Source organism: Halomarina salina (assembly GCF_023074835.1).
Lineage (GTDB): Archaea > Halobacteriota > Halobacteria > Halobacteriales > Haloarculaceae > Halomarina > Halomarina salina.
Genome location: NZ_JALLGW010000002.1, coordinates 141,326 through 166,282 on the forward strand (window position 1 = coordinate 141,326; position 24,957 = coordinate 166,282).

General features: G+C 69.3%; 21 protein-coding genes. 6 read left to right on the plus strand and 15 right to left on the minus strand.

Features of this window, described 5'->3' with window-relative positions; all coding sequences use genetic code 11:
- Positions 1–30: 30 nt before the first annotated feature.
- Positions 31–1,965: a sulfatase gene (locus MX571_RS16600; RefSeq protein ID WP_247418790.1), complete on the minus strand. Its 1,935-nt coding sequence runs from the start codon at positions 1,963–1,965 to the stop codon at positions 31–33.
- A gap of 138 nt (positions 1,966–2,103) precedes the next feature.
- On the opposite strand from MX571_RS16600, the gene MX571_RS16605 reads away from it, so the two are divergent.
- Positions 2,104–3,048: a methionyl-tRNA formyltransferase gene (locus MX571_RS16605; protein ID WP_247418791.1), complete on the plus strand. Its 945-nt coding sequence runs from the start codon at positions 2,104–2,106 to the stop codon at positions 3,046–3,048.
- A gap of 36 nt (positions 3,049–3,084) precedes the next feature.
- Here the strand turns inward: MX571_RS16605 and MX571_RS16610 are convergent, their stop codons facing one another.
- The 7 genes from MX571_RS16610 to MX571_RS16640 all read right to left on the minus strand — a co-directional run bounded on the left by MX571_RS16610 (position 3,085) and on the right by MX571_RS16640 (position 9,406).
- Positions 3,085–3,846, minus strand: a complete 762-nt coding sequence (locus MX571_RS16610) for a methionyl-tRNA formyltransferase (protein WP_247418792.1) — start codon at positions 3,844–3,846, stop codon at positions 3,085–3,087.
- Positions 3,843–4,820 carry a Gfo/Idh/MocA family protein gene (locus MX571_RS16615; RefSeq protein ID WP_247418793.1) on the minus strand — a complete coding sequence of 326 codons (978 nt, stop codon included), beginning with the start codon at positions 4,818–4,820 and terminating at the stop codon, positions 3,843–3,845. The genes MX571_RS16610 and MX571_RS16615 overlap by 4 nt, the downstream gene beginning before the upstream one ends.
- Positions 4,814–5,632: an SDR family oxidoreductase gene (locus tag MX571_RS16620; protein ID WP_247418796.1), complete on the minus strand. Its 819-nt coding sequence runs from the start codon at positions 5,630–5,632 to the stop codon at positions 4,814–4,816. The genes MX571_RS16615 and MX571_RS16620 overlap by 7 nt, the downstream gene beginning before the upstream one ends.
- Positions 5,625–6,332, minus strand: a complete 708-nt coding sequence (locus MX571_RS16625; protein ID WP_247418797.1) for an acylneuraminate cytidylyltransferase family protein — start codon at positions 6,330–6,332, stop codon at positions 5,625–5,627. Before MX571_RS16625 ends, MX571_RS16620 begins: the two co-directional genes overlap by 8 nt.
- A gap of 131 nt (positions 6,333–6,463) precedes the next feature.
- Positions 6,464–7,279 (minus strand): oxidoreductase, encoded by an 816-nt coding sequence (locus MX571_RS16630; RefSeq protein WP_247418798.1) that lies wholly within the window; start codon positions 7,277–7,279, stop codon positions 6,464–6,466.
- Position 7,280: 1 nt separating this feature from the next.
- On the minus strand, positions 7,281–8,285 hold the full coding sequence (locus MX571_RS16635; protein WP_247418799.1) for a class I SAM-dependent methyltransferase: 1,005 nt from the start codon (positions 8,283–8,285) through the stop codon (positions 7,281–7,283).
- Positions 8,286–8,437: 152 nt separating this feature from the next.
- A complete protein-coding gene (locus MX571_RS16640) occupies positions 8,438–9,406 on the minus strand; it encodes a polysaccharide deacetylase family protein (protein ID WP_247418801.1) in 969 nt (322 codons plus the stop codon).
- 189 nt (positions 9,407–9,595) lie between these two features.
- Here MX571_RS16640 and MX571_RS16645 point away from each other — a divergent pair, with 189 nt between their 5' ends.
- Positions 9,596–10,741 carry a DegT/DnrJ/EryC1/StrS family aminotransferase gene (locus MX571_RS16645; RefSeq protein ID WP_247418805.1) on the plus strand — a complete coding sequence of 382 codons (1,146 nt, stop codon included), beginning with the start codon at positions 9,596–9,598 and terminating at the stop codon, positions 10,739–10,741.
- A gap of 2 nt (positions 10,742–10,743) precedes the next feature.
- The gene (locus MX571_RS16650) at positions 10,744–12,165 is read left to right on the plus strand and encodes an NAD-dependent epimerase/dehydratase family protein (RefSeq protein WP_247418807.1); all 1,422 of its coding nucleotides are present in this window, start codon (positions 10,744–10,746) and stop codon (positions 12,163–12,165) included.
- Positions 12,166–12,210: 45 nt separating this feature from the next.
- Here the strand turns inward: MX571_RS16650 and MX571_RS16655 are convergent, their stop codons facing one another.
- Positions 12,211–12,621: a hypothetical protein gene (locus MX571_RS16655; protein WP_247418808.1), complete on the minus strand. Its 411-nt coding sequence runs from the start codon at positions 12,619–12,621 to the stop codon at positions 12,211–12,213.
- 169 nt (positions 12,622–12,790) lie between these two features.
- Between MX571_RS16655 and MX571_RS16660 the strand changes: the two genes are divergently transcribed.
- Positions 12,791–15,514: a heavy metal translocating P-type ATPase gene (locus MX571_RS16660; protein WP_282594678.1), complete on the plus strand. Its 2,724-nt coding sequence runs from the start codon at positions 12,791–12,793 to the stop codon at positions 15,512–15,514.
- Between the two features lie 443 nt (positions 15,515–15,957).
- A complete protein-coding gene (locus MX571_RS16665) occupies positions 15,958–16,566 on the plus strand; it encodes a DUF7344 domain-containing protein (protein ID WP_247418810.1) in 609 nt (202 codons plus the stop codon).
- Positions 16,567–16,685: 119 nt separating this feature from the next.
- Here the strand turns inward: MX571_RS16665 and MX571_RS16670 are convergent, their stop codons facing one another.
- The 4 genes from MX571_RS16670 to MX571_RS16685 are packed head-to-tail and all read right to left on the minus strand — an operon-like array spanning position 16,686 to position 20,681.
- Positions 16,686–18,044 carry a nucleotide sugar dehydrogenase gene (locus tag MX571_RS16670; RefSeq protein ID WP_247418812.1) on the minus strand — a complete coding sequence of 453 codons (1,359 nt, stop codon included), beginning with the start codon at positions 18,042–18,044 and terminating at the stop codon, positions 16,686–16,688.
- Positions 18,041–19,015, minus strand: a complete 975-nt coding sequence (locus MX571_RS16675) for a Gfo/Idh/MocA family protein (protein WP_247418813.1) — start codon at positions 19,013–19,015, stop codon at positions 18,041–18,043. The genes MX571_RS16670 and MX571_RS16675 overlap by 4 nt, the downstream gene beginning before the upstream one ends.
- The gene (locus MX571_RS16680; protein WP_247418814.1) at positions 19,012–20,100 is read right to left on the minus strand and encodes a DegT/DnrJ/EryC1/StrS family aminotransferase; all 1,089 of its coding nucleotides are present in this window, start codon (positions 20,098–20,100) and stop codon (positions 19,012–19,014) included. The genes MX571_RS16675 and MX571_RS16680 overlap by 4 nt, the downstream gene beginning before the upstream one ends.
- The gene (locus MX571_RS16685) at positions 20,097–20,681 is read right to left on the minus strand and encodes an acyltransferase (protein ID WP_247420205.1); all 585 of its coding nucleotides are present in this window, start codon (positions 20,679–20,681) and stop codon (positions 20,097–20,099) included. Before MX571_RS16685 ends, MX571_RS16680 begins: the two co-directional genes overlap by 4 nt.
- A gap of 315 nt (positions 20,682–20,996) precedes the next feature.
- Here MX571_RS16685 and MX571_RS16690 point away from each other — a divergent pair, with 315 nt between their 5' ends.
- Positions 20,997–21,548, plus strand: a complete 552-nt coding sequence (locus tag MX571_RS16690; protein WP_247418815.1) for a DUF7344 domain-containing protein — start codon at positions 20,997–20,999, stop codon at positions 21,546–21,548.
- Between the two features lie 118 nt (positions 21,549–21,666).
- Here the strand turns inward: MX571_RS16690 and MX571_RS16695 are convergent, their stop codons facing one another.
- The gene (locus MX571_RS16695) at positions 21,667–22,845 is read right to left on the minus strand and encodes a glycosyltransferase family 4 protein (RefSeq protein ID WP_247418816.1); all 1,179 of its coding nucleotides are present in this window, start codon (positions 22,843–22,845) and stop codon (positions 21,667–21,669) included.
- A gap of 160 nt (positions 22,846–23,005) precedes the next feature.
- Positions 23,006–24,739: a hypothetical protein gene (locus MX571_RS16700; protein ID WP_247418817.1), complete on the minus strand. Its 1,734-nt coding sequence runs from the start codon at positions 24,737–24,739 to the stop codon at positions 23,006–23,008.
- Between the last annotated feature and the right edge of the window lie 218 nt (positions 24,740–24,957).

The window sequence follows — 24,957 nt, forward strand, 5'->3', positions numbered from 1 at the left end:
TGCGTGGTCGCTCTCCGGGACTGCCACTTCTCACCGGTAGCCCAGTCGCCGGAGTCGGGCCGCCGTCTCCTGAGACGGCGTCGGGGAGGCACCTCGCTCTTCCTCCCAACGGTCCACGACGGGCGTCGAGCGGGCGAACTCGCGAGCGACGGCGAGCAGTTCGGCGCGGTACGCGTCCGACGGGCTCACTTGCTGGACCTCGTGAGGGTGCTGTCTGACCTCGGCGAGTCGGTAGTACTCCTCCGCGACGGGGCCGGCGTCGACCTGCTCGGCGGTCGGTCGCCTCGGGAAGTCGCCCTCGAAGGTGAAGATTGCCTTCAGCCTCTCGTCCTCGACGGCGACGTTGTAGCAGTCGGGGGAGATGCGCTCGGTGACGCGCGGCCCGGAGGGCGGGTCGTCGTGCCACGCCCGCCCCTGGCACTGCGCTGGGGGGTCGACGCCGAGTTCGCGCGCCACAGTGGGGAGCACGTCGAGGTGGTCGACGGGGTCCTGCGGCGACAACGACGAGTCCGCGGGGGGCTTGACCGCGAGGAACGGTCGGACGTTCGCGTCGCCGAGACTCGTGTGGAGGTAGAACCCTCGCTCGCCGAACTCCTCGCCGTGGTCGCCCGTGACGATGACGAGCGCGTCGTCGAACCGGTCGAGGCGCTTCAGTCCCTCGACGAGACGGGTCACCTGCTCGGCAGTGTAGTCGACCGCCTGCGCGTAGTAGCCCTGGAGGATTTTGACCGTCTCCTGGCTGACCGGGAGGTCGGACCGTAGCTGTTCGAGGTACCCCCGGTCGGGGTCGTCGGCCACCTCTGCGATGGTCCGGTGGTACGCCTCGATGGCCCCGAACTCCACGTCGCCGACGTCGTAGCGGTCCAGCGGCGGCAGGTACGGGAAGTGCGGGTCGAACAGGTGGACGAAGTAGAACGCGCGGTCCTGTCCCGCCCGTCGGTCCGTCGCCATCCAGTCGAGCACCCGGTCGACGGTGGTCGCGGCGTCGACGGGACGCCCCACCCAGTCGGACATGTCGTCGAACCGGAAGCGGTGGAACCCCCGGCCGAACCCGGACTCGGGGAGCACGCGCGTGTGACTAACGGCCGCCGAGCAGCGGTAGTGGTGGTCCGCGAGGAACTCCGGGAGGGTGACGAGGTCCGGGTGTATCTGCGAGTCGCGGTTCTCGTCCAGCCAGCCGACGTAGCCGTGGTCGCCCGGATGGACGCCGGTGAACAGCGAACCGTGAGCGGGCGCGGTCCAGAACCCCTGCGTCCGCGGTTCGTCCGGAACGAACGCGTCGTCGCCCAGTGCGTCGAGGAGCGCCCCGCACTGCTCGCGCGCGTCGAACCGGAGCGTGTCCACCGACACGAGGAGGACGAGCGGGCCGTCCGCGTCGGTACCGAGCGAGGGGTGGGTCAGGGAGACCGACCGACGCGGTTCGAAGTCGCGCTCCGAGAGGCGGTCGTACGCGCGGGTGGCGACCGTCGCGAATCGGTTCCGTCGGGTCGTCGACTCGACGGTCAGCAGGCCAGCCGTCGCGGGTGAGTCCAGCCGGAACGAGACCGGAATCTCCGCCTCGCCGTCGAACCGCTCCCGGTCGAGGTCGGCGAACCGCTGGACGTGGGTCTCGGTGCCGTCGCTCGTCTCGAACTGTCCGACGACCCGCACGTCGCGGGCGAGTTTCCCGTTCAGGAGCGAGCAGTCGACGCGCTCGAACGGCGTCCGCGACTCGACCCGCACGCGCGGCGGCCCGTCACGGTCGAGCACCGAGTAGTACCGCGAGTCGTCCCTGACGTGCCGGACGATGGTCGCGGTGGCTGGCTCCGTCACCCACGTCGGCGTCTCCTGCTCGCCGACGACGAGCGTTCCGTCGACGGCGACCCGCCAGAGCGGTTCGACGACGGGGAGCGCACGCCCGAGGACTCGGCCCGCCCGACGTTCGACGCCGTCCACCACGTCGGCCCGCGAGGGGAGAGAGCGCATCGGTCGTCCGACTCGCAAAACGTGTCAATAATACTTGTCGAAGCGAACGTGAGCGTCACGAGTAGGTGCCCGTTTCGCCGGGTCGGTAGACCGTCGTCGGCAGCCATTTGCAATGTGCCTCGTCGTCCATCGTGAGGCATGCGCGTCGTCTTCGTCACCCACAACGACCTCGGTCTGGCGTGTCTGGAGGAACTGGTCGCCCTCGGTGCGGACGTTCGCGGTATCTTCACACGCCCACAGCAGCCGAGAATCAGCGACCAGACCGACCTTTCGGCGTTCGCGACGGCCCACGACGTCCCGCTCCACGAGACGGACGACGTGAACGCCGAGTCGGTCCGCGAGCGCATCGCGGGGTACGACCCGGACCTGCTGTTCGTCGTCGGGTGGTCGCGCCTCGTCGACCCGGCGGTGTTCGACCTGGCGACCGTGGCGGCGCTCGGCATGCACCCGGCACCGCTCCCGCGCGGTCGGGGACGCGCACCCATCGCCTGGAGCCTCGTCACGGGTCTCGACGAGACCGCCCTCTCCTGTTTCCACCTCGTCGCCGAAGCGGACGCGGGGGACCTCGTCGGACAGGTGCCCATCGACATCGCGGTCGAGGACGACGCCGCTTCGCTGTACGGGAAGGTCGTCGCGGCGGGCCGGGAACTGATTCGGGAGTACTACCCGCGCTTCGAGGCGGGCGAGGTGCCCCGCGACCCACAGGACGACGACGCGGCCACCTGGTGGCCGAAGCGCGTTCCACGGCACGGCCTGGTCGACTGGACACGCCCACCGCGCGAGGTGTACGACTGGATTCGCGGGCAGACCCACCCGTACCCCGGCGCGTTCTCGTCGCTGAACGGTCACGAGGTGCGGTTCTGGGCCGCGAACCCGCCGAGCGGGGCGCGCGCGTTCTGCGAACCGGGCGAACTGCTGTCCGTCGAAGGCGACGCGCTCCGGGTCGGTACGTGGGAGGGGCGTCTCGACCTGACGCGCGTCGGCGTCGACGGTGAGGAGATACCTGCGAGTGCGCTCCTCGACTTCGAGTGGGCGTCGCTCGACGACCGGTTCGTGAACGCGCGTGACTACCTCGCGGAGTGAGAAGCAGGGACGGAGATTGGAGACGAACGCACCCGCTCAGTACGACGAGAGTCGCCCGAGGTCCTCCGAGTCAGCATCGTCCTCGTGGGTGAGCGAGACCTCGACGTAGTACGTCTCGCCGTCGACGTCGACGTGGGCGTTGTCGAACGGCGGGAAGGTCAGGGCGCGCAGGCGGTCGAGCAGGTCGCGGACCGGCAGTTCCTCGTCGGGGTCGAGTTCGCAGAGGTCGACGAACTCGCGTTTGACGTGCGTCGTCGCGAGCGCGTCGTCCTGCTCGCGGACCTCGACGGCCCCCTCCTCGACGCTCGGCCACGTCTCGACGAACAGGTCGTACGCGGCGCGTTCGAGGCGCTCGTAGAGGTCCTTTCCGGTGTCGTCGAACCGCGTCTCCACCTCGCGGGTGGCGACGATGGGGCCAGTGTCGACGCCGTCGTCCATGTAGTGCAGGGTCACCCCGGCTGGCAGGCCCTCGACGATGCTCCAGACGTTCGGGTTGTAGCCGCGCGCGTACGGGAGCAGTCCGGGGTGGAGGTTGAGACAGCCACGGTCGGGAACCGCCAGTACCTCCGGCGGGACGACGTGGGTGAACCCGCAGGCGACGACGAACTCCGGGTCGAGGCGCTCGACGAGCGACAGCTGGTCGGCCTCGGTCAGCATCGCCAGCACGTCCACCGAGTCGCGGTCACAGAGCCAGTCGTACACCTCCAGCCCGACGTTGTTCGCGCCGAGGAAGACGACCGTCCGGCGGCCGGCCCGTTCGACCGACGTGGCGTCCGCGGTGAGGACGTCGTCGCTCATATCCCGAGGTCCGCGAGGGCGACCGGTTCGCCCGTCTCGCGGGCGCGGCGGCCCGCTATCAGGGTGCGCATCACGTCGAGCGTGTCCTCGGGGTCGACCACCGGGTCGCCGGTGTGGACGGTGTGGAGGAACGCCCAGAGCGTCCGGCGGAACGCGGTGAAGTTGTCCCGGAGTTCGTGCGTCGAGTGACCGCCGTCGCCGTAGAACCCCACGTCGAAGACGAACGGGCCGTCGCCCAGCGCGTCCACCTCGACGAGCGTCCCGCCGTCGAGTTCGACCGCGAAGGCGTCGTGGGGCACGTCGAACGGCGAGACGCGAACCGGCCGCTGGTCGAGGACGCCGAAGACGGCGTCCAGCATGTGGACGCCGTAGTGCTCCCAGTCGTTGACGACCGTTCCGCGCGCGACGCGCACCTCGCCGCTCTCGGCTAGGGTGGCCCGCGGGTCGTCGAGTTCGCGCGCGAACCGCATCCCCGAACAGGAGACGAGCCGTCCCGATTCGAGGTGCGGGCGGAACCGGTCGAGTTCTCCGGCGTCGAGCGCGAGCGGCTTGTCCACGAAGACGGGCGTCCCGTCCTCCAGGAACGGCAGGGCCATCTCGGCGTGACGCTCGTAATCGTCGCGCAGGAGCAGGAGGGCGTCCACCTCGCCGTGGAGTTCCTCCAGCGAGTCGACGGGGGTCGGAACGCGCGCCGCGGCACAGAGGCGGTCGGTCTCGGCGCGGTCCTGGGTCCACGCGTGGGTGACGTGTACGCCCTCGAAGCCGAACTCTGCGGGCGACTTCTCGCGCAGGTAGTCGTGGATGCCGTCCCACTCCGACTCCGCGAACCCCGCGTCGGAGTAGCCGTTGACGATGGACGCGAACGAGTAGGGGTGGCCGTTGCCGGGCGTCGTGCCGACGACGCCGAGCGAGAGGTCGGCGGCACTCGACTCCGCCTCGACCCGGATACCGTCGTCGCGGACGACGCTCACCATACCGTCCACCCGCCGTCGAGGACGACGTTCTGCCCGGTCATCCACTTGCTCGCGTCCGAGGCGAGGTAGACGATCAGGCCCTTCAGGTCGGTGTCGTCGCCCATCCGCCCGAGCATGGTTCGCTCCTCGTAGTTCGGGACGAACGTCTCGGTGTACCCCTCGACGTCCTCCATCGCCTCGCTGTAGAACCCGCCGGGGCTGATGGCGTTCACCCGGATGCGCTCCTGGTGGAGGTACGACGCCAGCCAGCGCGTGAACTGGATGAGGCCCGCCTTCGCGGCCCCGTAGGTGGGCGGATTGTTGATGCCCGTGTCGCCGTAGACGCGCTGGTCCGGCGGGACGACGCCGTAGTGGCTCCCGACGTTGACGATGCTCGGCGCGTCGCTCTCCCGGATTTCCGGCAGCGCGGCCTGCGTCGTGACGAACGCCTGCGTGAGCGTGCCTTCGAGCGTCTCGGCCCACTCCTCCTTCGTCAACTCCTCGAACGACCGCCCGTAACCAGTCGCGTGGTACGCGTTGTTGACGAGGATGTCGATGCCACCGAAGACGTCCACGGTGGTCTCGACCAGTTCCTCGACGGAGTCCTCGTCGGTCACGTCGGCGGCCACGGGGAGCGCCTCGCCGTACTGCGAGGAGAGTTCGCGCGCCTTCGCCTCGCAGTCCTCGTACGTGCGCGAAGTGACGACGACGTTCGCGCCCGCCTCCGCCAGCGCGTCACAGAGCTGCGACCCGAGCTGTCCGGGACCGCCGGTGACGACCGCCGTCCGACCCGTCAGGTCGAACAGGTCCCAGACGGTCGGCGGCTCACTCATGGACGCCCTCCGCGAGCAGTGCCTCGGCGACGGCGAAGTCCAGTTCGGTGTCGAGGTCGACGCTCCGCTCCCGCGGCAGCAGGACCGCGCCGGGGCGCTCGAACAGCAGCGAACTGCCCGCCTTCGGCAGGGCGTCCCTCTCGAACGCGTACACCGCGCCGGTCAGTTCGTACGACTCTGGGAGCGACTGTCGGGGCTGCCACGGGTCCGCGCCGGTGAGGAACGGGGTGGGGTCGCCGTCGTCGTCGAACCGCCACGCCCGGTGGGGGTTGAGTCCCGCCTCGGTGAACGTCGCCACAGAGTCGCAGTCGCTACTGACGAGGCGGTCGAGACACTGCTGGACGTCGCCCGGCGTGCGCAGCGGGCAGGTCGGTTCGAGCATCACGACGACGTCGGCCGTCTCGCCCTCGTCTCGCAACTCGCCGAGGACGTGCCTGAGCGCGTCGGCGACGAGCGCGTCGTCGGTCGCCAGGTCCGCGGGACGCTCGACGACCTCCGCGCCGTGGTCGCGGGCGACGGCCGCGATGCTCGGATCGTCGGTCGTGACGACCGTCCGGTCTATCTCGGGCGTCGCCTCGGCCGCGTCGATGGGCCACGCGACGAGCGGTCTGTCCCCCAGTCGTCGCAGGTTCTTGTTCGGGACCGTCGTGCTCCCCCCGCGTGCCGGGACGACGGCGACGACCCGTCGGTTGTCAATCATCTGAATCGAGCGAGTGTTGCGACGCGGGGCGCATAAGTAGCAGTCGCGAAATAGCTGTAGCTCAGCCCTTACAGACCGTCTGACGGCGGTTTATCTCTCCGAAGGCGTGGCGAACTGGGTCGCCCCGTCCCTCAGCAGATGGTCCATCCGCCGTCGACCCGGAGGTCGTGGCCGGTGACGTACGCCGAGGCGTCCGACAGGAGGTAGACGACCGCTCCGACGAGGTCCTCGGGGCGGGCCATCCGACCGAGCGGGGTCCGGCGCTCGTACTCCTCGACGAACGTGGGGTGTTGTTCGTCGAAGACGCCGCCGGGGCTGACGGTGTTGACCCGGACGCCGTCCCGTCCGAGGTACGACGCCACGTACCGGGTGAGGTTGCGGACGCCGCCCTTGATGGCCGCGTACTCGACGGGACTCGTCATCTCGGTGCCCTCGTAGACGGAGAAGTCGGGAGCCTGCACGCCGTACGTCGAGCCGAAGTTGACGACGCTCCCGCCGCCCGCCTCGCGCATGACGAGCGACGCGCGGTGCGTGACGAGGAAGTAGCTGTTCAGGTGCAGGTCGACGTTCTCGCGCCAGTCGGCGTACGTCACGTCCTCGTAGCGCCGCCCGTAGTTCGCGTTGCGCGGGTACGAGCAGTTGACCAGACCGTCGAGACCGCCGTGCTCCGCGACGACGGTCTCGAACAGCGACTCGACCGACGCCTCGTCGGTCACGTCCGTCTCGACGAACGCCCCGTCCACGTCCTCGGCGACCGCCCGACCGCGTTCCGGGGCCGCGTCGGCGACGACGACGGTGGCACCCTGCTCGGCGATGCCCGCAGAGAGCGCCGTCCCGATGAGTCCCGCGCCGCCCGCGACGACCACGGTCCGACCGGTCAGGTCGAACAGGCCCCTCTCGTCGGCGTCCGAGTCGCGCGACTCGCGGGATTCGGAGCGCGACGGCATCTCAGTCACACCGCGCCACGACGACCACGTAGTCGCTTCGCTCGTCCTCGTCGACGACTCCCTGGAACTCGTTCAGGTGGTCCATGAGGTAGTCGTACAGGTCGGTGTCGCCGAACCCGTCGAGTTCGAGGCGGAGGTGGGTGAGGAACTCGTAGACGTCGAGGCCGAAGTGCCAGGTAGCGACGCCCTCGAACCCTGCGGCCTCGAACATGCGCTCGATGGACTCGCCGGTGAACTGGTGGAGACCGACGGGCGGGATGGAGTGTCGGAGCGCCCGGTCGGGGAACGCTCGATGCACGAGCGACGAGACGGAGTCGTAGTGACCGTCGCCGACCGCGACGAACCCGTCGTCCCGCAGGAGGTGGCGGACGTGCCGCAGTTGGCTGACCGGGTCCGGCGTCAGCACGAGGATGCCGAACAGCGAGGCGACGTCGAACGAGCCCGCTGGCTGGTCGGCGGCGTAGGCGTCGAGCGACTGCTGGTGGAGGTCGATGCCGAGCGTCTCTCGGGCGGCGCGCACGCAGTCCTCACTCGGTTCCAGGCCCTCGGCGTCCCAGCCACGCTCTCGGAGGTAGTCGACTGACTCGCCCATCCCACAGCCCACGTCGAGCCAGCGGCCGTCCGTGCGGTCGACGTGGTCGAGCACGAAGTCGAACTTCGGTTCGGTGATGTGCTCGCGCCGGTACGCTCGCTGGCGCTCGTCGGTGTAGAGGTCCGCGAGGTCCTCGTTCTCCTCGAAGTAGTCGAGGAGCGCCGCTTCGGTCGGTCGCTCCGTCAGGTAGACGTGCGTACAGTCGGCGCACTGCGCGTAGTCGTAGCCGAACATCGTCCGGACGACGGTGCGCTCGTCGGCGTCGCAGACCGGACACGCGTCGGCGGCGACGCTCTCCCGTTCGCGGAACGCCGCGGCGCGCTCGCGGTTGGCGTCCACGCCGCGCTCCAGGTCTGCGAGGTCCCGTTGCTTGAACTGTCTCGGGTCGACTGGTTTCCCGTGGCGTCTCTCCATCGCTCCTCACCACCAGCGCGCGACGTAAGGTTAGGAACTGCTACGACGAGAGCGGAGAGCGGTCGGGCGTCGAGAGCGTCACCGGGGGATGGCGTACACCGGTCGGAAGTCCGAGGAAAGCGTCTGAGAGCCGGTTAGCGGCGGTGTAAGCGTCACTCGCCCGAGACCGACACGTCGAACGACGCGTCGCCGTGGGGGAACTCGTTGCAGTCCTGGCGGGGAAGCGCGAACGGCCGGTCCCGTACGTCGTCACCGTCGAAAGCCCCCGAGACGGTCGTGAACGCCACGTCGCAGTCGGCGTCTGCGAGCAGTTCCTCCGTCGCGTCCGTGAACGTCTCCGGACCGCCGTAGGGGTACGCGAACGGGCGCACGTCGAGCGGTCCGACCACCTCCTCCAGTCGGTCGAACGAGTCGCGTATCTCCCGGCGCTGGGCGGCGACCGAGAGCCGTGAGAGGACCGGGTGCGTGACGGTGTGCGCGCCGACGACCATCCCGGCGTCGTCGAGGTCCCGCAGTCCCGTCTCGGAGAGGTAGTACGCGTCCGCGCTCGGCGTCGTCGCGCCGAGACGCGACTCGACCGCGTCGAGCAGTCCGGGAACCGATTCGGGGGGCAGTTCGAAGTTGACCAGCCGCTTGACCGCGGCCGCGTGGGCGGCAGGGTCGTCCTCCACGTCACGCACAGCGTCGGACCGGTACGTGTCCGTAGAACCACCTCCGTCGGCGGCGACGCCCCGCTCGTCCATCGTCGCCAGCAGCGCCTCGCGGACCCGGTCCGTCGGGTGCGACCCGAGCAGTGAGTGGACCCGGTGGACGGGGAGGACCTGGCCGTCGAGCGGCCCGGTCGAGACGAAGAAGACGCCGCACAGCCCCCGTCGCCGGAGTTCCGGGAACACCCACTCGTGGTGATCGAGGAGGCCGTCGTCGAACGTCAGGACGAGGCCGTCGTCCGGCGGTGGGGCGTCGCCCCGGAGGACCGCGAGGAGTCGGGTACGGTCGAGGACGTCGAACGCTCGCTCCAGGCGGTCGAGTTGACGTCTGAAATCTGATAGTTCGAGTCGATAGTAGCCGTTCGGCGGACGGTCCGCGACCGGCCTGACGTAGTGGTACATCACTGCTCTCATCGCTTTACCGTACTCGTACGCGTCTCTGTGGGGATAAGTACCGGCGACGTTATCGGGGGCCGACCGGCTATCGTTTCGTGAAACGGAGGTGATAAATTCTCATTTCAACGGCCCTGTTCCCGGCGGAAATGTATCATCTGGCCATAACTAAACGTTCGATTGCCGACGGACAGAGGCACGTGATAGAAGATGGGTGAGACCATTCCACTGTTCCGGATCGACACCGACGAGGAGGACGTAGCGAACGCGACGGCCTCGATTCGCCGGGGGAGCCACTGGGCGAACGGCCCCTTCGTCGAGGCGTTCGAAGAGCGTATCACCGACTACCTCGGCGTCGACCACGCCGTCGCGGTGAACTCGGGGACCAGTGCGCTCGTGACGGCCCTCGTCGCCCACGACGTCGGTCCGGGCGACGAGGTGGTCGTCCCCTCGTTCACGTTCATCGCCACCGCGAACGCGGTTCGACTGACCGGTGCGACGCCCGTCTTCGCGGATATCGAACCCGACACCTACGGTCTCGACCCTTCCTCCGTGCGCGACTGCGTCGGCCCCGACACCGCCGCCGTCCTGCCGGTCCACCCCTACGGCGGGGCGTGCCGCATCGAGGAACTCGCCGCGCTGGCCGACGAGGAGGACCTCCTGCTCGTCGAGGACGCCGCAGAGGCGCTCGGCGCGGACGCGGACGGCGACCTCCTCGGAACCGTCGGCGACTCCGCCGCGCTGAGCTTCTGTCAGAACAAGGTGGCGACGACCGGTGAGGGCGGGGCCGTCGTCACCGACGACGAGGAGGTGGCGCGACGCGCTCGACTCTACCGGTCGCACGGACGCGCGTCCGATCGCTACTTCGACTCCGCGCGGACCGGCCGGTACGTCTCGCTCGGGGCGAACCTGCGGATGGCGGACGTGGTGGCGGCCATCGGCTGCTCCCAGCTGGACCGTATCGAGGAGCTCGTCGCCCGCCGTCGTGAGGCCGCTACACGACTGAACCGCGGGTTCGAGGGCGTCGAGGGCGTCCGTCCCCACTCGTCGCCGACCGGTCGCCACGTCTACCAGCTGTACACCGTCGAACTCCCGCGCGGCGTCGACCGCGAGGCGGTCGTCTCCCGACTGGCCGAGCGCGACATCGCGTCGAAGGTGTACTGGGACCCGCCGGTCCACCGGACGGAGTACTACCTCCGCGAGCACGACGACCCGCGGACGCCCTTGCGGGTGACCGAGGACGTGTCGAGTCGCGTCCTCACGCTCCCGATGTTCCCGGGGCTGACCGAAGCGGAGACCGACCGCATCGTCGCCGCCGTGGACGCCGCGGTCACCGAGCAACGGCGGGTGGCCTGACGATGGAGGGAACGGCTCGACGCGACGTGCTCGTCCACCGAGGCACGTCGCTGGAGGAGGCGATGTGCAGCATCGACCGGTCGGGACTCGGACTGCTCGTGGTCGTCGACGACGGCGACCGACTCGTCGGGACGGTCACGGACGGGGACATCCGCCGGGGCATCCTCGACGGCGTGAGCCTCGACGCACCCGTCGAGCAGGTGACGAACGACGACCCCGTGGCCGTCCGTGACTCGTGGGACCCAGGCGACGTCGCTCGCCGGTTCAGTCCCGAACGGCTCGAACGCGCTGCCCCGGAACACCGCCGCCTGGTCGTCCCCGTCGTGGACGCGGACGGGGGGGTGACGGACGTGCGCTTCCTCACGGAGGGCGGGGAGGGCGTCGGCCCGACGCGCCCCTCGAACGGGAGCGTCGACACGGTGCTCGTCATCGGCGGTGCCGGGTACGTCGGGTCCGTGCTCTGTGGCCAACTGCTCGAACGGGGCTACACGGTGCGGGTGCTCGACCCGTTGCTGTTCGGCGACGAGAGCATCGCCGCGTACCGGGACCACGAGCGGTTCACGCTCGTCGAGGGCGACATGCGCTCCATCGAGACGGTGATGACCGCCATCGAGGGCGTCGACGCGGTGGTCCACCTCGGTGGACTGGTCGGCGACCCGGCCTCCAGCCTCGACCCCTCGCGGACGCTCGCGCTGAACCTCCACGCCGTGAAACTGGTCGCGGACGTCTGCAAGTACCACCAGATAAACCGGTTCCTGTTCGCCTCGACGTGTAGCGTCTACGGCCGGAGCGAACACGACGACCTGCTCACCGAGGAGGACCCGCTCAATCCGGTGTCGCTGTACGCCCGGACGAAGATCGAGTCCGAACGCGCACTGCTGGAGATGAACGGAAACTTCGCGCCGACGGTCCTCCGCATGGCGACGGTGTACGGCCTCTCGCCGCGGATGCGCTTCGACCTCGTGGTGAACATCCTGAACGCGAAAGCGCGCACGGAGGGCGTCGTCCCCGTCTTCGGCGGCGACCAGTACCGCCCCAACGTCCACGTCGCGGACGCTGCCCGCGCGTACGTCGACTGTCTCGAAGCGCCCATCGAGGCGGTCGAACACGAGGTGTTCAACGTCGGGTCGAACGAGCAGAACTACCGCATCGAAGAGGTGGGGCGCATCGTCGCCGACGGCGTCCCCGGCGCGACGCTCGACGTCGACCACAGCAAGGAGGACGACCGGAGCTACCGGGTCGACTTCTCGAAGATACGCGACGTGCTCGGCTACGAGACCGAACACACCATCCAGAGCGCCTGCGAGGAGATCGGCAGGGCGTTCGAACGCGGCGAGTTCGACGACTACACCGACTCGCGCTACAGCAACTACAAGACGGCCGTCGAGGAGTCGGAGGCCGAACCGGAGGCGCACGCCGACTGACGCTCCGGCGGCGGTCGCCGTCGTCTCGGCGGGAATCGCGCGAACTCAGTCGCGCCAGTAGACGACGACGGCCGCGACGACGTACGCGCAGGCGACGGTCACGAACTGCGGGACCGGGTCGCTCCCCGACAGTTCGATTCCCGAGAGGAGCACGGCGAAGAGCCCCAGCACCCCGAGGGCGAGCGCCGACGCCGCGAGGGCGAACACGAAATCGCCCAGGCGGCCGAGCGACCAGTCGCCCGCGACGAACGGGTACGAACCACCGAGTGCGACGCACCCCACCAGCAGCGACACCTGCGACTCGGTCAGCGGCGTCCCGGCGACGGCGTTCGCTACGCCCGCTAGCGGCCAGCAGACCAGCCACAGACCGAAGGCAGCTAGCAGGACGTCGACCGTCGCCCCCAGCGTCGAGACCGACTCGCGCTCGCGGTCCTGCTCGTGGCTCGTCCGTTCCATGCGTTGACAGTCGGTTCATCGACGTAATAACGGTTCGGGGCGAGACCGCCGTCCGGCAGGGGGCCGCCCGCGATTTAACAACACAGTCGCGATAGGTTGTTAAGAACCATGCAGAGAGCCGGGCTCGATAACAGCCGAATTAATAAGCGGCAGTCGACTACGTTCGACTATGAGCGACGAGCGTGGCGAGGCCGGCGGGACGGCCTGCGACGGCCCGTGTGCTGGGTCGGACGACGACGGCCACGACGACGAAGACACCCGCGTCGACGCGTCCGGCCCGGCCGCTACGGCCGACGAGCGACGCGACCGGACTACGCCCGCCGACGCGAGCGCGTCGGTGGAACTTTCGGTCCCCGAGATGGACTGCGCCTCCTGCGCGACGAAGGTCGAGTCGAGCGTCCGGCGACTCGACGGTATCGAGTCGGTGGACCCGCAGGTGACGAGCGGTCGGCTGCTGGTCGGCTACGACGAGTCGCAGACCGACGCGGACGCCATCGGCGAGCGAGTCGAGAAGGCGGGCTACGGCGTCGCGTCGACCAGCGGCCCTCGCACCGAGCAGTTCGGCGTTCCCGACATGGACTGCGCGTCCTGTGCGGGGAAGGTCGAGAACGCTCTCGTGAACGTCGAGGGCGTGAGCGCCTACGAGACGCGACCGACGAACGGGACGGTCCGCGTCACGTTCGACGAGGGGAGCGTCTCGCGGCGGCAGGTCGTCGACGCCATCGAGAGCGCGGGCTACGCGGTCACGAACGCCGACGAGGACGACGAGGAGGGGCACGGTCACAGTCACGAGGTCCCCGACGGAGGGAGCGTCTGGCGGAGTCGACGCGCGGTGCTGACCTGGGTCAGCGGCGCGTTCGTCGCCTTCGGCCTCCTCTTCGAGTTCGTGCTGGGCGGGTCGAACGTCGAGGTGGCGCGGCTCCTCGGCAGTGAACTACTCCTCGCCGACGTGCTGTTCCTGGCGGCCGTCGCGTTCGGCGGACAGGGCATCCTGCGCAACGGCTACTACTCCGCGCGGAACCTGAACCTCGACATCGACCTGCTGATGAGCGGGGCGATACTCGGCGCGCTGGTCGCCAGCGTCGGGTTCGGCGAGTCGCTGTACTTCGAGGCGGCGACGCTCGCGTTCCTGTTCAGCGTCGCCGAACTCCTCGAACGCTACTCGATGGACAGGACGAGAGACTCGCTGCGCGAGCTGATGGACCTCTCGCCCGACGAGGCGACCGTCCGCCGAGAGGGGGAGGAGCAGACCGTCCCCGTCGAGGACGTCGCGGTGGGCGAGGTGGTCGTGGTCCGCCCCGGCGAGAAGATACCGATGGACGGCGAGGTGGTCGACGGCGACAGCGCGGTCAACCAGGCCCCCATCACGGGCGAGTCGGTCCCGGTGGACAAGACGGTCGGCGACGAGGTGTACGCGGGCACCGTCAACGAGGGCGGCTACCTCGAGGTCGAGGTGACGTCCACGGCGGGCGACAACACCATCTCGCGGGTCGTCTCGATGGTCGAGGACGCCCAGTCGAACCGGACTGACCGCGAGCAGTTCGTCGAGCGGTTCGCCGACTACTACACCCCCGTCGTCGTGAGCGTCGCCATCGCGGCGATGGTCGTCCCCCCGCTGGCGTGGGGCGCGGACTGGACGACGTGGTTCGTCCGCGGCCTGACGCTCGTCGTCCTCGCGTGTCCCTGCGCGTTCGTCATCTCGACGCCCGTCTCGGTCGTCTCGGGCATCACCAGCGCCGCGAAGAACGGCGTGCTCATCAAGGGCGGCGACCACCTGGAGGCGATGGGCGAGGTCGACGCCATCGCCCTCGACAAGACCGGGACGCTGACGAAGGGCGAACTCGCCGTCACCGACGTCGTCCCGCTCAACGACAACAGCGAGGAGGACGTGCTGCGCTGTGCGCGGGGACTGGAGACGCGCTCGGAACACCCCATCGGCGAGGCCATCGTCGCACAGGCGACCGACCGCGGCGTCGCCGACCGCGAGGTCGAGGGCTTCGAGAGCCTCACGGGGAAGGGCGTGCGCGCGGACCTCGACGGGACGCCCCACTTCGCGGGCAAGCCGGGCCTGTTCGAGGACCTGGGGTTCGACCTCTCGCACGTCCACGCGACGACCGACGGCGGGCAGGTGACGGCCACCACCCAGCAGCTCTGCGAGCGCAACGACTGCCTCGACCTGCTGGAACACACGGTCCCGCGCCTCCAGTCGGAGGGCAAGACCGTCGTGCTGGTCGGCCGCTCCGGACGGAGCCCGGCTGGAAACCGGACGGAGTCCGGTGAGACCGAAGACGAACTGGAGGGCGTCATCGCCGTCGCCGACGAGGTGCGACCCGACGCGGCCGCGATGGTCGACCGCCTCCACGACCTGGGCGTCGAGCACGTCGTCATGCTCACCGGCGACAACCAGCGCACCGCGAACGCCATCGGCGAGCAGGTCGGCGTCGACGACGTGCGCGCCGAACTCCTCCCCGAGGACAAGGTGAGCGCCGTCGAGGCGCTCCAGGCGGAGTACGGCACGGTCGCGATGGTCGGCGACGGCATCAACGACGCGCCCGCGCTCGCCACCGCAGACGTCGGCGTCGCGATGGGTGCGGCGGGTACCGACACCGCCCTGGAGACGGCGGACATCGCGCTGATGGCCGACGACCTCTCGCGGCTGCCGTACCTCTATGACCTCTCGCACCGGGCGAACGGCGTCATCCGGCAGAACGTCTGGACGAGCCTCGCCGCGAAGGCCGCCCTCGCCGTCGCCGTCCCATTCGGTCTGCCGATCTGGGCGGCGGTGCTGTTCGGCGACGCGGGCATGACCGTCGGCGTCACCGGCAACGCGATGCGCCTCTCCACCGTCGAACCGACGCTGGACGGGGCGGCCGCGTCGGCGGAACGACACTGATCACCCGGCGTCGCCGACTGTCGTCGCGGCGGCGACGGTCACCGTGTGGAACCCCTCCGCGTACCGGACCGTTTCGGAGGGAGCGTCACGGAATATCGGCTATTAACCCGAACAGTCGCCGCGCGTCGAGAGTCAACTATCCGGAACGGAGAATCGTGTAGTTACGATAACACCTCGGAGAGTCGTCACACCGTCGAATCGACGTTTCCGCTATCGGTCGAGTTTCGGAGGCGTCGATTCCGAACGCTGGAAGCGTCATTCCGGCTGTATCGTCACCCTTGCCGAGCCTTCCCGCCCCGTAAGTTGCAGATACTTATGTCACTCCGATTTCACTAGAGAGCACGGCATGATCGGACACTCGTCGGAGCGGACGACACCACTGTACAGTCACGTCGACAACGAGGGCGAACGGGGTCACGTGGGACAACTCGTCGGGGGAGACGATGAGTGAGGTCTCCGACGTCGACGCCGAACGGGAGCTCCCCCGCGTGGGGTCCCGGACGGCGACGGCGTTGTCCACCGCGAAGGTCGTGAGCGACGACGGGGCGTCGGAGACGGCCCCGCCACCGCAGTCGGCCGTCTTCTCCATCCTGAAGAACAGCAGGCGTCGGCACGTCCTGAAGTTCCTCCTCGAGGAGCAGCGACGCGTCTCGCTGGCGGAACTCGCCGTCCACATCGCGGCTCACGAGAACGACATCCCGACCGGCGCGGTGACGTCCGCCCAGCGCAAGCGCGTCTACGTCTCGCTCTACCAGTCACACCTGCCGAAACTGGACGAGGTCGGGGCCGTCGACTACAACGACGCTCGCAAGTACGCCACCGCCGACGAGCACCTCGACGCGTTCAGGCCGTACCTGCACGACGACCCCGACGACCACCACTGGAGCCGGTGGTACCTCGGCCTCGGCCTCGTCGGTGTCGCCGGGGCGACGGCGGGGTACCTCGGAAACGTCCGGTCGGCACTGTTCGCCGACGGACTCCTCTTGGTGCTCGCCGTCGGCTTCCTCACCGTCGCGCTCTACCAGTCGTACCACGCATTCGAAGGAGCGTAATCGGAGCGAACCGGGAGACCGAACCCACCCACACCGTTCTTCACCGCGTCAGATGCTCGCCGCGCCAGTTACCCACTGGCCAGTGGTTCAGTTCGCCAGTCACTCACTTCGCGAGTGGCTCAGTTCGGACCGCGGCCGACGACGTAGCAGTCGTGGCGGTCCGGCAGGTCCACCAGGGCGTCGCGACCGTCGACACACACCAGCGAGTCGTACGACTCCCAGTCGAGGTCCCCGAACTCGGGGTGGTTCGTGACGAGGACGGCCGCGTCGAGGTCGGTCCGTTCGAGTTCCTCGATGGGCGTCAACGGGTAGTCCGCGCTCGCCCCGTCGAGCACCGGGTCGACGACGAGGATGCGCGCACCACGCGAACTGAGGTCCTCGACGAGGGGTATCGCCGGGGAAGCGCGCGTCTCCGCGACTCCCGGCCGGTAGGCGAGACCGAGCACCGCGACCGTCGCGTCCTCGATGGCCGTTCCACGGGCCTGGAGGCCGTCCACGACCGTCTCGGCGAGGAACCTCGGCATCGAGTCGTTGACGTCCCGCGCCGCCCGTGAGAGCGGCATCTCCCCGCTCACGCGGTCGAAGACGAAGTACGGGTAGTAGGGGATGCAGTGCCCGCCGACGCCCGCCCCCGGCGTGTGGATGTCGCAGTACGGCTGGGTGTTGGCGACGCTGATGGCCTCGACCACGTCGACGTCCAGGTCGTCGCGCACCAGCGCCAGTTCGTTCGCGAGCGCGATGTTCACGTCGCGGTAGAGGCCCTCGAACACCTTCACGCACTCCGCGGTCGTCGTGTCGCTGACGCGGATGACCTCGTTGTCGACGAGCTCGTCGTAGACGAGCGCCGCCGCACGCGTACTCTCCTCGTCGACGCCGCCGACGACCTTGGGGTACGACCCCCGGATGTCGCGCAAGGCGCGCCCGCTGGCAGTGCGCTCGGGGCAGAACGCGACCCCGAACTCGTCGGGGTCGAGTCCGCTCGCCGCCGCGAGCGTCGGTTCGACGAGGTCCCGGCACGTCCCCGGCGGGACCGTCGACTCGACGACGAAGAGGTCCCCCGGCGAGAGCCCGTGAGCCACGCTCTCGACGACGGCTTCGAGCGCCGCGAGGTCCGGGCGCCGCTCTTCGGTCAGCGTCGTCGGGACGATGGCGACGTGGAGTCTCGCGGCCTCGGCGGCCTCGGACGGGTCGTTGACCGCCTGGAGACTGCCGTCGGCGGTCACCACCGAGACGAGGTCGGCGAGGCCGGGTTCGCCCGTGACGTGCGTCCCGCCGGCGTTGACGGTCTCGACGACCTGTTCGTCGATGTCGACGCCCGTCACGTTCCCGGTCAGTTCGGCGTAGACGGCGGCGAGCGGGAGTCCCATCTTCCCGAGACCGTAGACGGCGACCGGGACGCGACCGCTCGTCAGCGCTCGACGCTGTCGGTCCGCGGGAGCGTCGGTCCCGTAGAGGCCGACCACCTCACTGGACCTCATCCCGACACCTCCTCGGCGAGCGCTTCGACCAGCGCCGCCCGCTCGACGCGCTGGGCGAGTTCGACCGCCCGGAGACCGTCGGTCCCGTCGACGAGCGGTAGAGTTCCGGCCGCGACGGTCTCGACGAACGACTCCAGTTCGCGTCGGAGTGGGTCGGCCTGCTGGACGCTGGGCCGCTCGACGACGCCGTCGCACTGGTAGAGACGGTGGCCGTTCATGCTCTCCTGCAGGCCCGAGGAGGTCCGGTGGACCTCGACGGACTGGTCGATGCAGTCGGCGAGCAGACAGCCCGACTCCGTGACCACCTCGATGGTCCGCTCCTCGCGCTGGGTGACGCGGCTGGCGGTCATGTCGGCGACGACGCCGTCCTCGAACCGCAGCGCAGCGGTCGCGTGCTGTCCGTTGGCCGTCGAGACGCTCGTCAGGTCGTCGAGCGGCGCGTCGACCATTGAGAGCACGATGTCGATGTCGTGGATCATCAGGTCGAGCGCGACGCTGTCGGTGAGCTGTCGGTCGACACCCGGCCCGACCCGGCGCGTGCTGAACGCGATGACGTCGAGGTGCGAGGCGATGTCGGCGAGCGTCTGGACGGCGGGGTTGAACCGCTCGACGTGACCGACCTGCAGCGTCAGCCCCGTCGCCTCGCTCCGTTCGACGAGCGCCCGGCCGCGGTCGAGGTCGTCGACGAACGGTTTCTCGACGAGGACGTGGACGCCGGCGTCGAAGCAGTCGTCGATGAGGTCGGCGTGGTGCTGGGTCGGGACGGCTATCGAGACGGCGTCGACGCTGTCGAGCAGGCCCTCGACGGACCGGGCCTCCGTGTCGAACTCGCGTGCGGTCTGGACGGCGCGCTTCTGGTCGCGGTCCGCGACGCCGACGAGGTCGACGTTCGGCAGTTCACTGTACTGTCGGGCGTGGTTCCACCCCATGTAACCGACGCCGATGACGCCGGTTCGAGTGGTCTCGGTCATTGTTGGTGGGTCTCGTAGTCGAGTACTGCGGTCGCGATGCGGTCGACGTCCGCGTCCGACAGTCCGGGGTGGACCGGGAGCGAGAGGACGTGGTCCGCGAGGTGCTCCGTGATGGGAGCGCTGTGGTCGACGTGGTGGTACGCTGGCTGCTCGTGGATGGGCGTCGGGTAGTACACCGCCGAGTCGACGCCCGCCTCCGCGAGGTGGTCGGCGAGGCCTGTCCGGTCGTCCGACCGGACCGTGTACTGGTGGTAGGCGTGGTCGAACCCCGGCGGGGTGGACGGCGTGAGGATCGAGCTATCGGCGAGCGCCTCGTCGAGGCGCGCCGCGTTCGCCCGGCGGATGTCCACCAGCGTCGGGAGGCGGTCGAGCTGGACGCGGCCGATAGCGGCCGCGAGACTCGTCATCCGGAAGTTGTGGCCGACCTCGACGTGCTCGTACCCCTCGGACGACCGGCCGTGGTTGACGTACCGGGCGGCTCGGTCCGCCACGGTCTGGCGGTCGGTGACGACCATGCCGCCCTCGCCCGTGGTCATGTTCTTCGTCGGGTAGAACGAGAAACAGGCGACGTCGCCGAACGACCCGACGGGGTCGCCGTCGTAGCGTGCGCCGTGCGCCTGTGCGGCGTCCTCGACGAGGGGGACGTCGTACTCGTCGGCGAGTCGGCGGAGCGGCCCCACGTCGCTCGGCAGGCCGTAGAGGTGGACCGTGAGGATGGCGTCGACGGATGGTCCCGTCTCCAGCCGGTGTTCGACGGCCGTCGGGTCGAGGTTGTACGTCTCCGGGTCGACGTCGGCGAACACCGGCGTCGCACCGACCAGCCGAATCGCGTTGGCGCTGGCGACGAACGAGAACGGCGTCGTCAGGACGTAGTCGCCCGGCCCGATGCCGAGCGCGTGGAGGGCGGTGTGGAGCGCGGTCGTCCCGTTCGACGTGGCGACGCCGTGTTCGACGCCACAGAACTCGCTGAACTCCTCCTCGAACGTCCGGACCTCGGGGCCGTCGGCGAGGCGGCCCGACTCCAGGACGTCCCTGACGCGGGCGACCTCCTCCGGCCCGACCGACGGGTCTGCGATGTCGATCATCCGAGCCTGTTCTCCGTTCCGAACCCGTCGGGGAGTGGGCGGACCTCGCCGGGGGCACCGACGACGAGCGACCCGGGCGGCACGTCGCGGGTGACGACGGCACCGGCGGCGACGAACGCTCCCTCCCCGACGGTGATACCCGGCAGGACGGTCGCGTTGGCGCCGATGGAGACGTCGTCTTCCAGCGTCGGCCCGACGAGTTCGACCTCCTCCCTGATGGGGTACGGGTCGTTCGTGAACACCGCACCGGGACCGACGAACACCCGGTCGCCGAGCGTGGAGTTCCGCGGGATGTAGACGCCCGTCTGGAGGCTGACGTTCGAGCCGACCGTCGAGTCGCCGTCGACGACCGCGTTCGTCCCGACGAGCACGCCGTCGCCGATGTCTGTCTCCTCCCGGACGAGCGCGTTGTGACCGGTCGTGAAGTCGTCACCGGCCGCCACGTCGGTGTAAATCACGCTCCCGCTCCGGACGGTCGCGCCGTCCCCGAGTCGGGCGGGGTCCGTCCAGCCGTCGTACGGATGGCCGACGGTCGCCGATGCTGCTATCGTACACCCGCGGCCGATGACGCGTTTCGTCAGGTGGTCATCACAGGATCCGAGCCAGTTCGCTTCCGCCCGGTCGTCGTGGCTCGACTGCTCCGCGGCCGCATCGTCGTGTCGGTTCTCACTCATGGTTGGTCTCATCCCCAGACTCGCGGAGATGTTCGGATGCATGATGGCAAACCGTCAGGATTGTAATTCCGTACCTGTCAGACACACAACATTGTTTCCAGCAGATGGAGCGATATGGGACTCTTGAGCCGGTTTCTCGTCCAGATGCCGACGTGTATAGGGCCCCGTTTCAGTCGGAAAATAGACGAGTAACTAATACCCACTTGCGTGACATATCTCCCGATGTTGCGTTCACGACTATCCACACGCGACGGCGGGACCGACGGGGAGGAACACGCGGCGGGCGTGACCGAACACGAGATGTTCACCACGCTCAGCAACGCGCGGCGACTCTCGGTACTCCGGTATCTCGTCGACGCCGACGAACCGACCGACCTCGGGACGCTCGTCGAGTCCGTCGCGTCCGCGGAGTTCGGGGTGCCGGTCGCGGACCTCGAACGGAAACAGGAGCGGCGCATCTACGTCGCGCTCCACCAGAACCACCTGCCGTATCTGGAGGAGATCGGGCTCGTCGAGTGGGACCGAAGTCGCGGCATCATCTCCCTCCGGGGCGGCGAGACGGTCGAACAGTACCTCGGCGCGACCGACGCGCGGTCCGGTCGGTCGTACGGTCCCCCGCTCGCGCTCTCGATGTGCTCGCTGGGCCTCGTCGCGGGCTACCTGATGGAGTTCACCGGCGGGCTCGCCGTCTCCTCGCTGGGCGCGCTGACGGCGGTCACCGCGGCCGTGTTACTGTCGGCAGGTGCGGTCTGGACCACCGAACGACCGCACTGAGTCGCCGAGTACGTAACGAGACCGGTAGACCCACGACTGACATCGCTCCACCTGCGAACACAGCACTACAGCAGAGCTACCGGTACGAGTTCGGCGACCACGCGAGGGTACCGATGCGTCACTGCACGGCAGTCTCGTGCGCGGACGCGACGTCGGCACAGGCGGCGAGCAGGCGTTCCGCCGTCGCTCGCCAGGTGAACGACTCGGCGACGGCCCGGCCCGCCTGACCCAGTTCCCGCCGCAGTTCGGGGGACGAGACGACGGTGTCGAGCCGAGCCGCGAGTCGCTCGACGTCTCCCGGCGGGACGAGCAGCGCCGACTCGCCGTCGGTGGCGTACTGCCGGACACCCGGCAGGTCGCTCGTGACCACCGGCGTGCCGCAGGCCATCGCTTCGAGGTTCACCATGCCGAACGTCTCGTTGTGCGTCGGCAGGCAGAGGACGTCCGCCGCGCGGTAGTACCCGGGCAGGTCGGCGTGCGACACCTCCCCCGCGAACGTCACGCTGTCCTCGATACCGAGCGCGCGCGCTGCCTCGGCGACCCGCTCCTCGTTCCCCCGACCGACCAGCACGAGTTCGGCCGCCGTCGACAGCGAGGCGAACGCGCGCACCAGGTCGAACACCCCTTTAGCCTCGGTGAGCAGGCCGACGAACAGGACGACCACCTCGTCGCGCTCGAACGCGGGCGCGACCGACGGCGAGAACGTCTCGACGTCGACGCCGGGGTACGCGACGCCGTCGACCTCGACGCCGAGTTCGCTCGCGAGCGTCCGCGCGTTGACCCTCGAGTTGGCGACGGTCGCGGCCGGTCTCGACAGTCGACCGACGAGGTTCCCGCCCGCGCCCGCCCCGTCGAACGAGTGGTAGACCCGGACGACCGGCACGTCGAGGCGGTTGGTCAGCAGGAGCGTGTCGATGGCGTCGTGGGTGAGGAGGACGTCGACCTCCTCCTCGACGCGTTCGAGCGTCCCGTCTCCCCACGCGTCGAGGAAGAACGCGACCGACTCCGCGACGGACCAGGAGGCGACCCGCTCGGAGAGGTCGACGGTGGCGGCTCCCGCCCGGCTCCGTGACGTCTCGCGGGGGACGGTCACCAGGTCCGCGTCGGATGTCGCGAGCGCGCGCGCCGGGTCGCCGTCACGAGTGACGAGCGTCGTCGGCCGGAGCGCCGCGAGTTCCGGCACCGACTCCTGGACGAACACGACGACCCCACCCGAACTCCGGACGCCGGCAGCGGGGTGGTACACCCCGACCGTGAACTCGTCGTCGACGCTCCCGGCCGTCGCGCTCCGTGTCATGGCCCTCCCTCGCCCCGACGGGAGTTCGTAACGACCCTCCTACAGGAGCCACGGCACGTGCGGTCGGTCGGGGAGCGAGAGGGAGACCGAAGGAGGGAGAGTCGGCGGGGAATCCGTTGTCGGAACTACGTGGAGTGCAGGGACGAGACGCCGAGGAACCTCAGTCGGCGAGTTCGGAGGGGTCGACCTCGTCGCCGTCGAGCGTGACGCTCGCGCCGCGGGAGACGTCTATCGACGTCACCTCACCGGTGAACTCGTAGCTGTCGACGCCGCCCGCGACGAGTCCGCGCGCGGTGGAGCCGTCGATGGAGTCCTCGCTGTCCTTCGTCGCACTGTTGGCGGCGCTCTTCGAGAGGTCGCCGCTCACGGTGAAGGAGTAGTTCGCCGGCTGCCACCACTCGTCGCCGTGGACGCTGAGGACGTGCGACTCGGTGGACGCGTCGTCGTCCTCCAGGTCTGCGTCGTCGGATGCATCCTCCTCGCCGTCGTCGCTCTCGTCGCTCTGCTCGTCGTCCGACTCGTCCGCCCCGGAGTCGGACTCCGACGACTGCGCGTCGTCGGGGTAGCTCGACGGGTCGAGCGACTCGCCGTTGCGCGTCACGGTCGCCTCGTCGTCGAGCGAGAACGCCGTGAGGTCGCCGGTGAACTCGTAGCTGTCGACGCCACCGTTGACCGTCCCCTCGGCGGTCGTCTCCGAGACGTCGTCGTCGGAGTCGATGGTCGCGTCGTTGGCGGTCGTCCGTTCGAGCGAGCCACCGACGCTGAACGCGTACTCCGCGTGCCCGGAGTCGCCCGCGATGGAGAGCGTCTCGACGGCCTCGCTCCCGGCACCGCCGTCGTCGTCGTCCTCGGGGTCCTCGCCGCTCGCTTCGCCGGAACGTCCCGAGTCGCTGCCGCGGTCGTCTCCGGAACCGCTGGAGTCGCCGTCGTTGCCGTCGTTGCCGTCGCTGCCGCCGGTCTCGCCACCGCTGCCGCCCGAGCCACCCGACCCGCCGCTGTCGTCGCCGGCGGTCGCACCGGCGGCCTCCTCCGCCGACGTGGGGACCGGACCGGGGACGGACGAGTCGGGGCTACTCCCGACGTTGCTCCCGATCTGGACGTTGTCTCCGCGCACGTCGCCCCGGACCTGCGAGTCCGCGACGTCGAGTACGGTGAGGTCGCCGTACGTGCCGTGGGTGCCCGAGACGAGCGCGCTGGCCGCGCCGTTCGTGTTCGAGTCGGTGATGTCGATGTCGCAGTCCCGGACCGTGATGGTCTGGGAGGGGTCGCCGTAGCCCGTGTAGATGCCACGGGAGTTGACGACGCCGCTGTCGCCGCTCGACGTCGACGGGTGGGGCGGCACGTCGCCGCTGTTGACGAAGGTGCACCCGAGCACCTCCGTCCCGCCGGAGGCGATGCGCAGGTGCGCGATGTTGTTGTTCTCGAAGTGGCACGTGTCGAACGTGTAGCTACCGCCGCCGCCGTCCGTCTTGCCCGGTCCGCTGAGGCGGCCCGCGCCGGCGGCGTAGACGGCGTTGCCCGTCCAGCGGGCGACGTGGCAGTTCCGGAACGTGACGTGGCCGCTGTGGCCCGCCGACGAGCCGATGGCACCCTTCCGGACGCCGTCGTCGTGCCCGTCCCCGAGGTAGAAGTTCTCCACGAGACCGTTCCCCTCCGCGGAGAGCACGTTCGAGTACCCCCCGGAGTCGGACCCCACGTCGAACGACCCCTTCACGCCGACGTTGCGGATGGTCCAGTCGTCGCCGCTCGCGCTGAAGTGGACGTCCGCGCCGGACGCGCTCGCGTCGACGAGCAGGTTCTCCAGCGTCTCGCCACTGCCGACCGAGTACGAGCGCTCTTCGCCGCTCGACAGGGTGACCGTCTCGTACTCCGCCGCGCTCGCGGTGTCCGTCATCGTCTCGAGTGCCCCCAGCGACGCCACGGCGGCGCCGACCGTCTTCAGATAGCCGCGCCGAGGTAGTGTCGTTTGCTTGTCTCTTCCATCACTTTCCGCTCGTCGTGACATAGCAGAACGGAAGCTGCCAATAAAATCAGAGTTATTGCTATTTTGTCATCAACTGCTGGCCATTTGGTTACCAGATTCGAACGTGTCGGGCGATTAATGGAATTATT

Coding starts and splice junctions, on each gene's coding strand:
- MX571_RS16600 (WP_247418790.1), bottom strand. CDS start 1,965: ATGCGCTCTCTCCCCTCGCGGGCCGACGTGGTGGACGGCGTCGAACGT.
- MX571_RS16605 (WP_247418791.1), top strand. CDS start 2,104: ATGCGCGTCGTCTTCGTCACCCACAACGACCTCGGTCTGGCGTGTCTG.
- MX571_RS16610 (WP_247418792.1), bottom strand. CDS start 3,846: ATGAGCGACGACGTCCTCACCGCGGACGCCACGTCGGTCGAACGGGCC.
- MX571_RS16615 (WP_247418793.1), bottom strand. CDS start 4,820: ATGGTGAGCGTCGTCCGCGACGACGGTATCCGGGTCGAGGCGGAGTCG.
- MX571_RS16620 (WP_247418796.1), bottom strand. CDS start 5,632: ATGAGTGAGCCGCCGACCGTCTGGGACCTGTTCGACCTGACGGGTCGG.
- MX571_RS16625 (WP_247418797.1), bottom strand. CDS start 6,332: ATGATTGACAACCGACGGGTCGTCGCCGTCGTCCCGGCACGCGGGGGG.
- MX571_RS16630 (WP_247418798.1), bottom strand. CDS start 7,279: ATGCCGTCGCGCTCCGAATCCCGCGAGTCGCGCGACTCGGACGCCGAC.
- MX571_RS16635 (WP_247418799.1), bottom strand. CDS start 8,285: ATGGAGAGACGCCACGGGAAACCAGTCGACCCGAGACAGTTCAAGCAA.
- MX571_RS16640 (WP_247418801.1), bottom strand. CDS start 9,406: ATGAGAGCAGTGATGTACCACTACGTCAGGCCGGTCGCGGACCGTCCG.
- MX571_RS16645 (WP_247418805.1), top strand. CDS start 9,596: ATGGGTGAGACCATTCCACTGTTCCGGATCGACACCGACGAGGAGGAC.
- MX571_RS16650 (WP_247418807.1), top strand. CDS start 10,744: ATGGAGGGAACGGCTCGACGCGACGTGCTCGTCCACCGAGGCACGTCG.
- MX571_RS16655 (WP_247418808.1), bottom strand. CDS start 12,621: ATGGAACGGACGAGCCACGAGCAGGACCGCGAGCGCGAGTCGGTCTCG.
- MX571_RS16660 (WP_282594678.1), top strand. CDS start 12,791: ATGAGCGACGAGCGTGGCGAGGCCGGCGGGACGGCCTGCGACGGCCCG.
- MX571_RS16665 (WP_247418810.1), top strand. CDS start 15,958: ATGAGTGAGGTCTCCGACGTCGACGCCGAACGGGAGCTCCCCCGCGTG.
- MX571_RS16670 (WP_247418812.1), bottom strand. CDS start 18,044: ATGAGGTCCAGTGAGGTGGTCGGCCTCTACGGGACCGACGCTCCCGCG.
- MX571_RS16675 (WP_247418813.1), bottom strand. CDS start 19,015: ATGACCGAGACCACTCGAACCGGCGTCATCGGCGTCGGTTACATGGGG.
- MX571_RS16680 (WP_247418814.1), bottom strand. CDS start 20,100: ATGATCGACATCGCAGACCCGTCGGTCGGGCCGGAGGAGGTCGCCCGC.
- MX571_RS16690 (WP_247418815.1), top strand. CDS start 20,997: ATGTTGCGTTCACGACTATCCACACGCGACGGCGGGACCGACGGGGAG.
- MX571_RS16695 (WP_247418816.1), bottom strand. CDS start 22,845: ATGACACGGAGCGCGACGGCCGGGAGCGTCGACGACGAGTTCACGGTC.
- MX571_RS16700 (WP_247418817.1), bottom strand. CDS start 24,739: ATGACGGACACCGCGAGCGCGGCGGAGTACGAGACGGTCACCCTGTCG.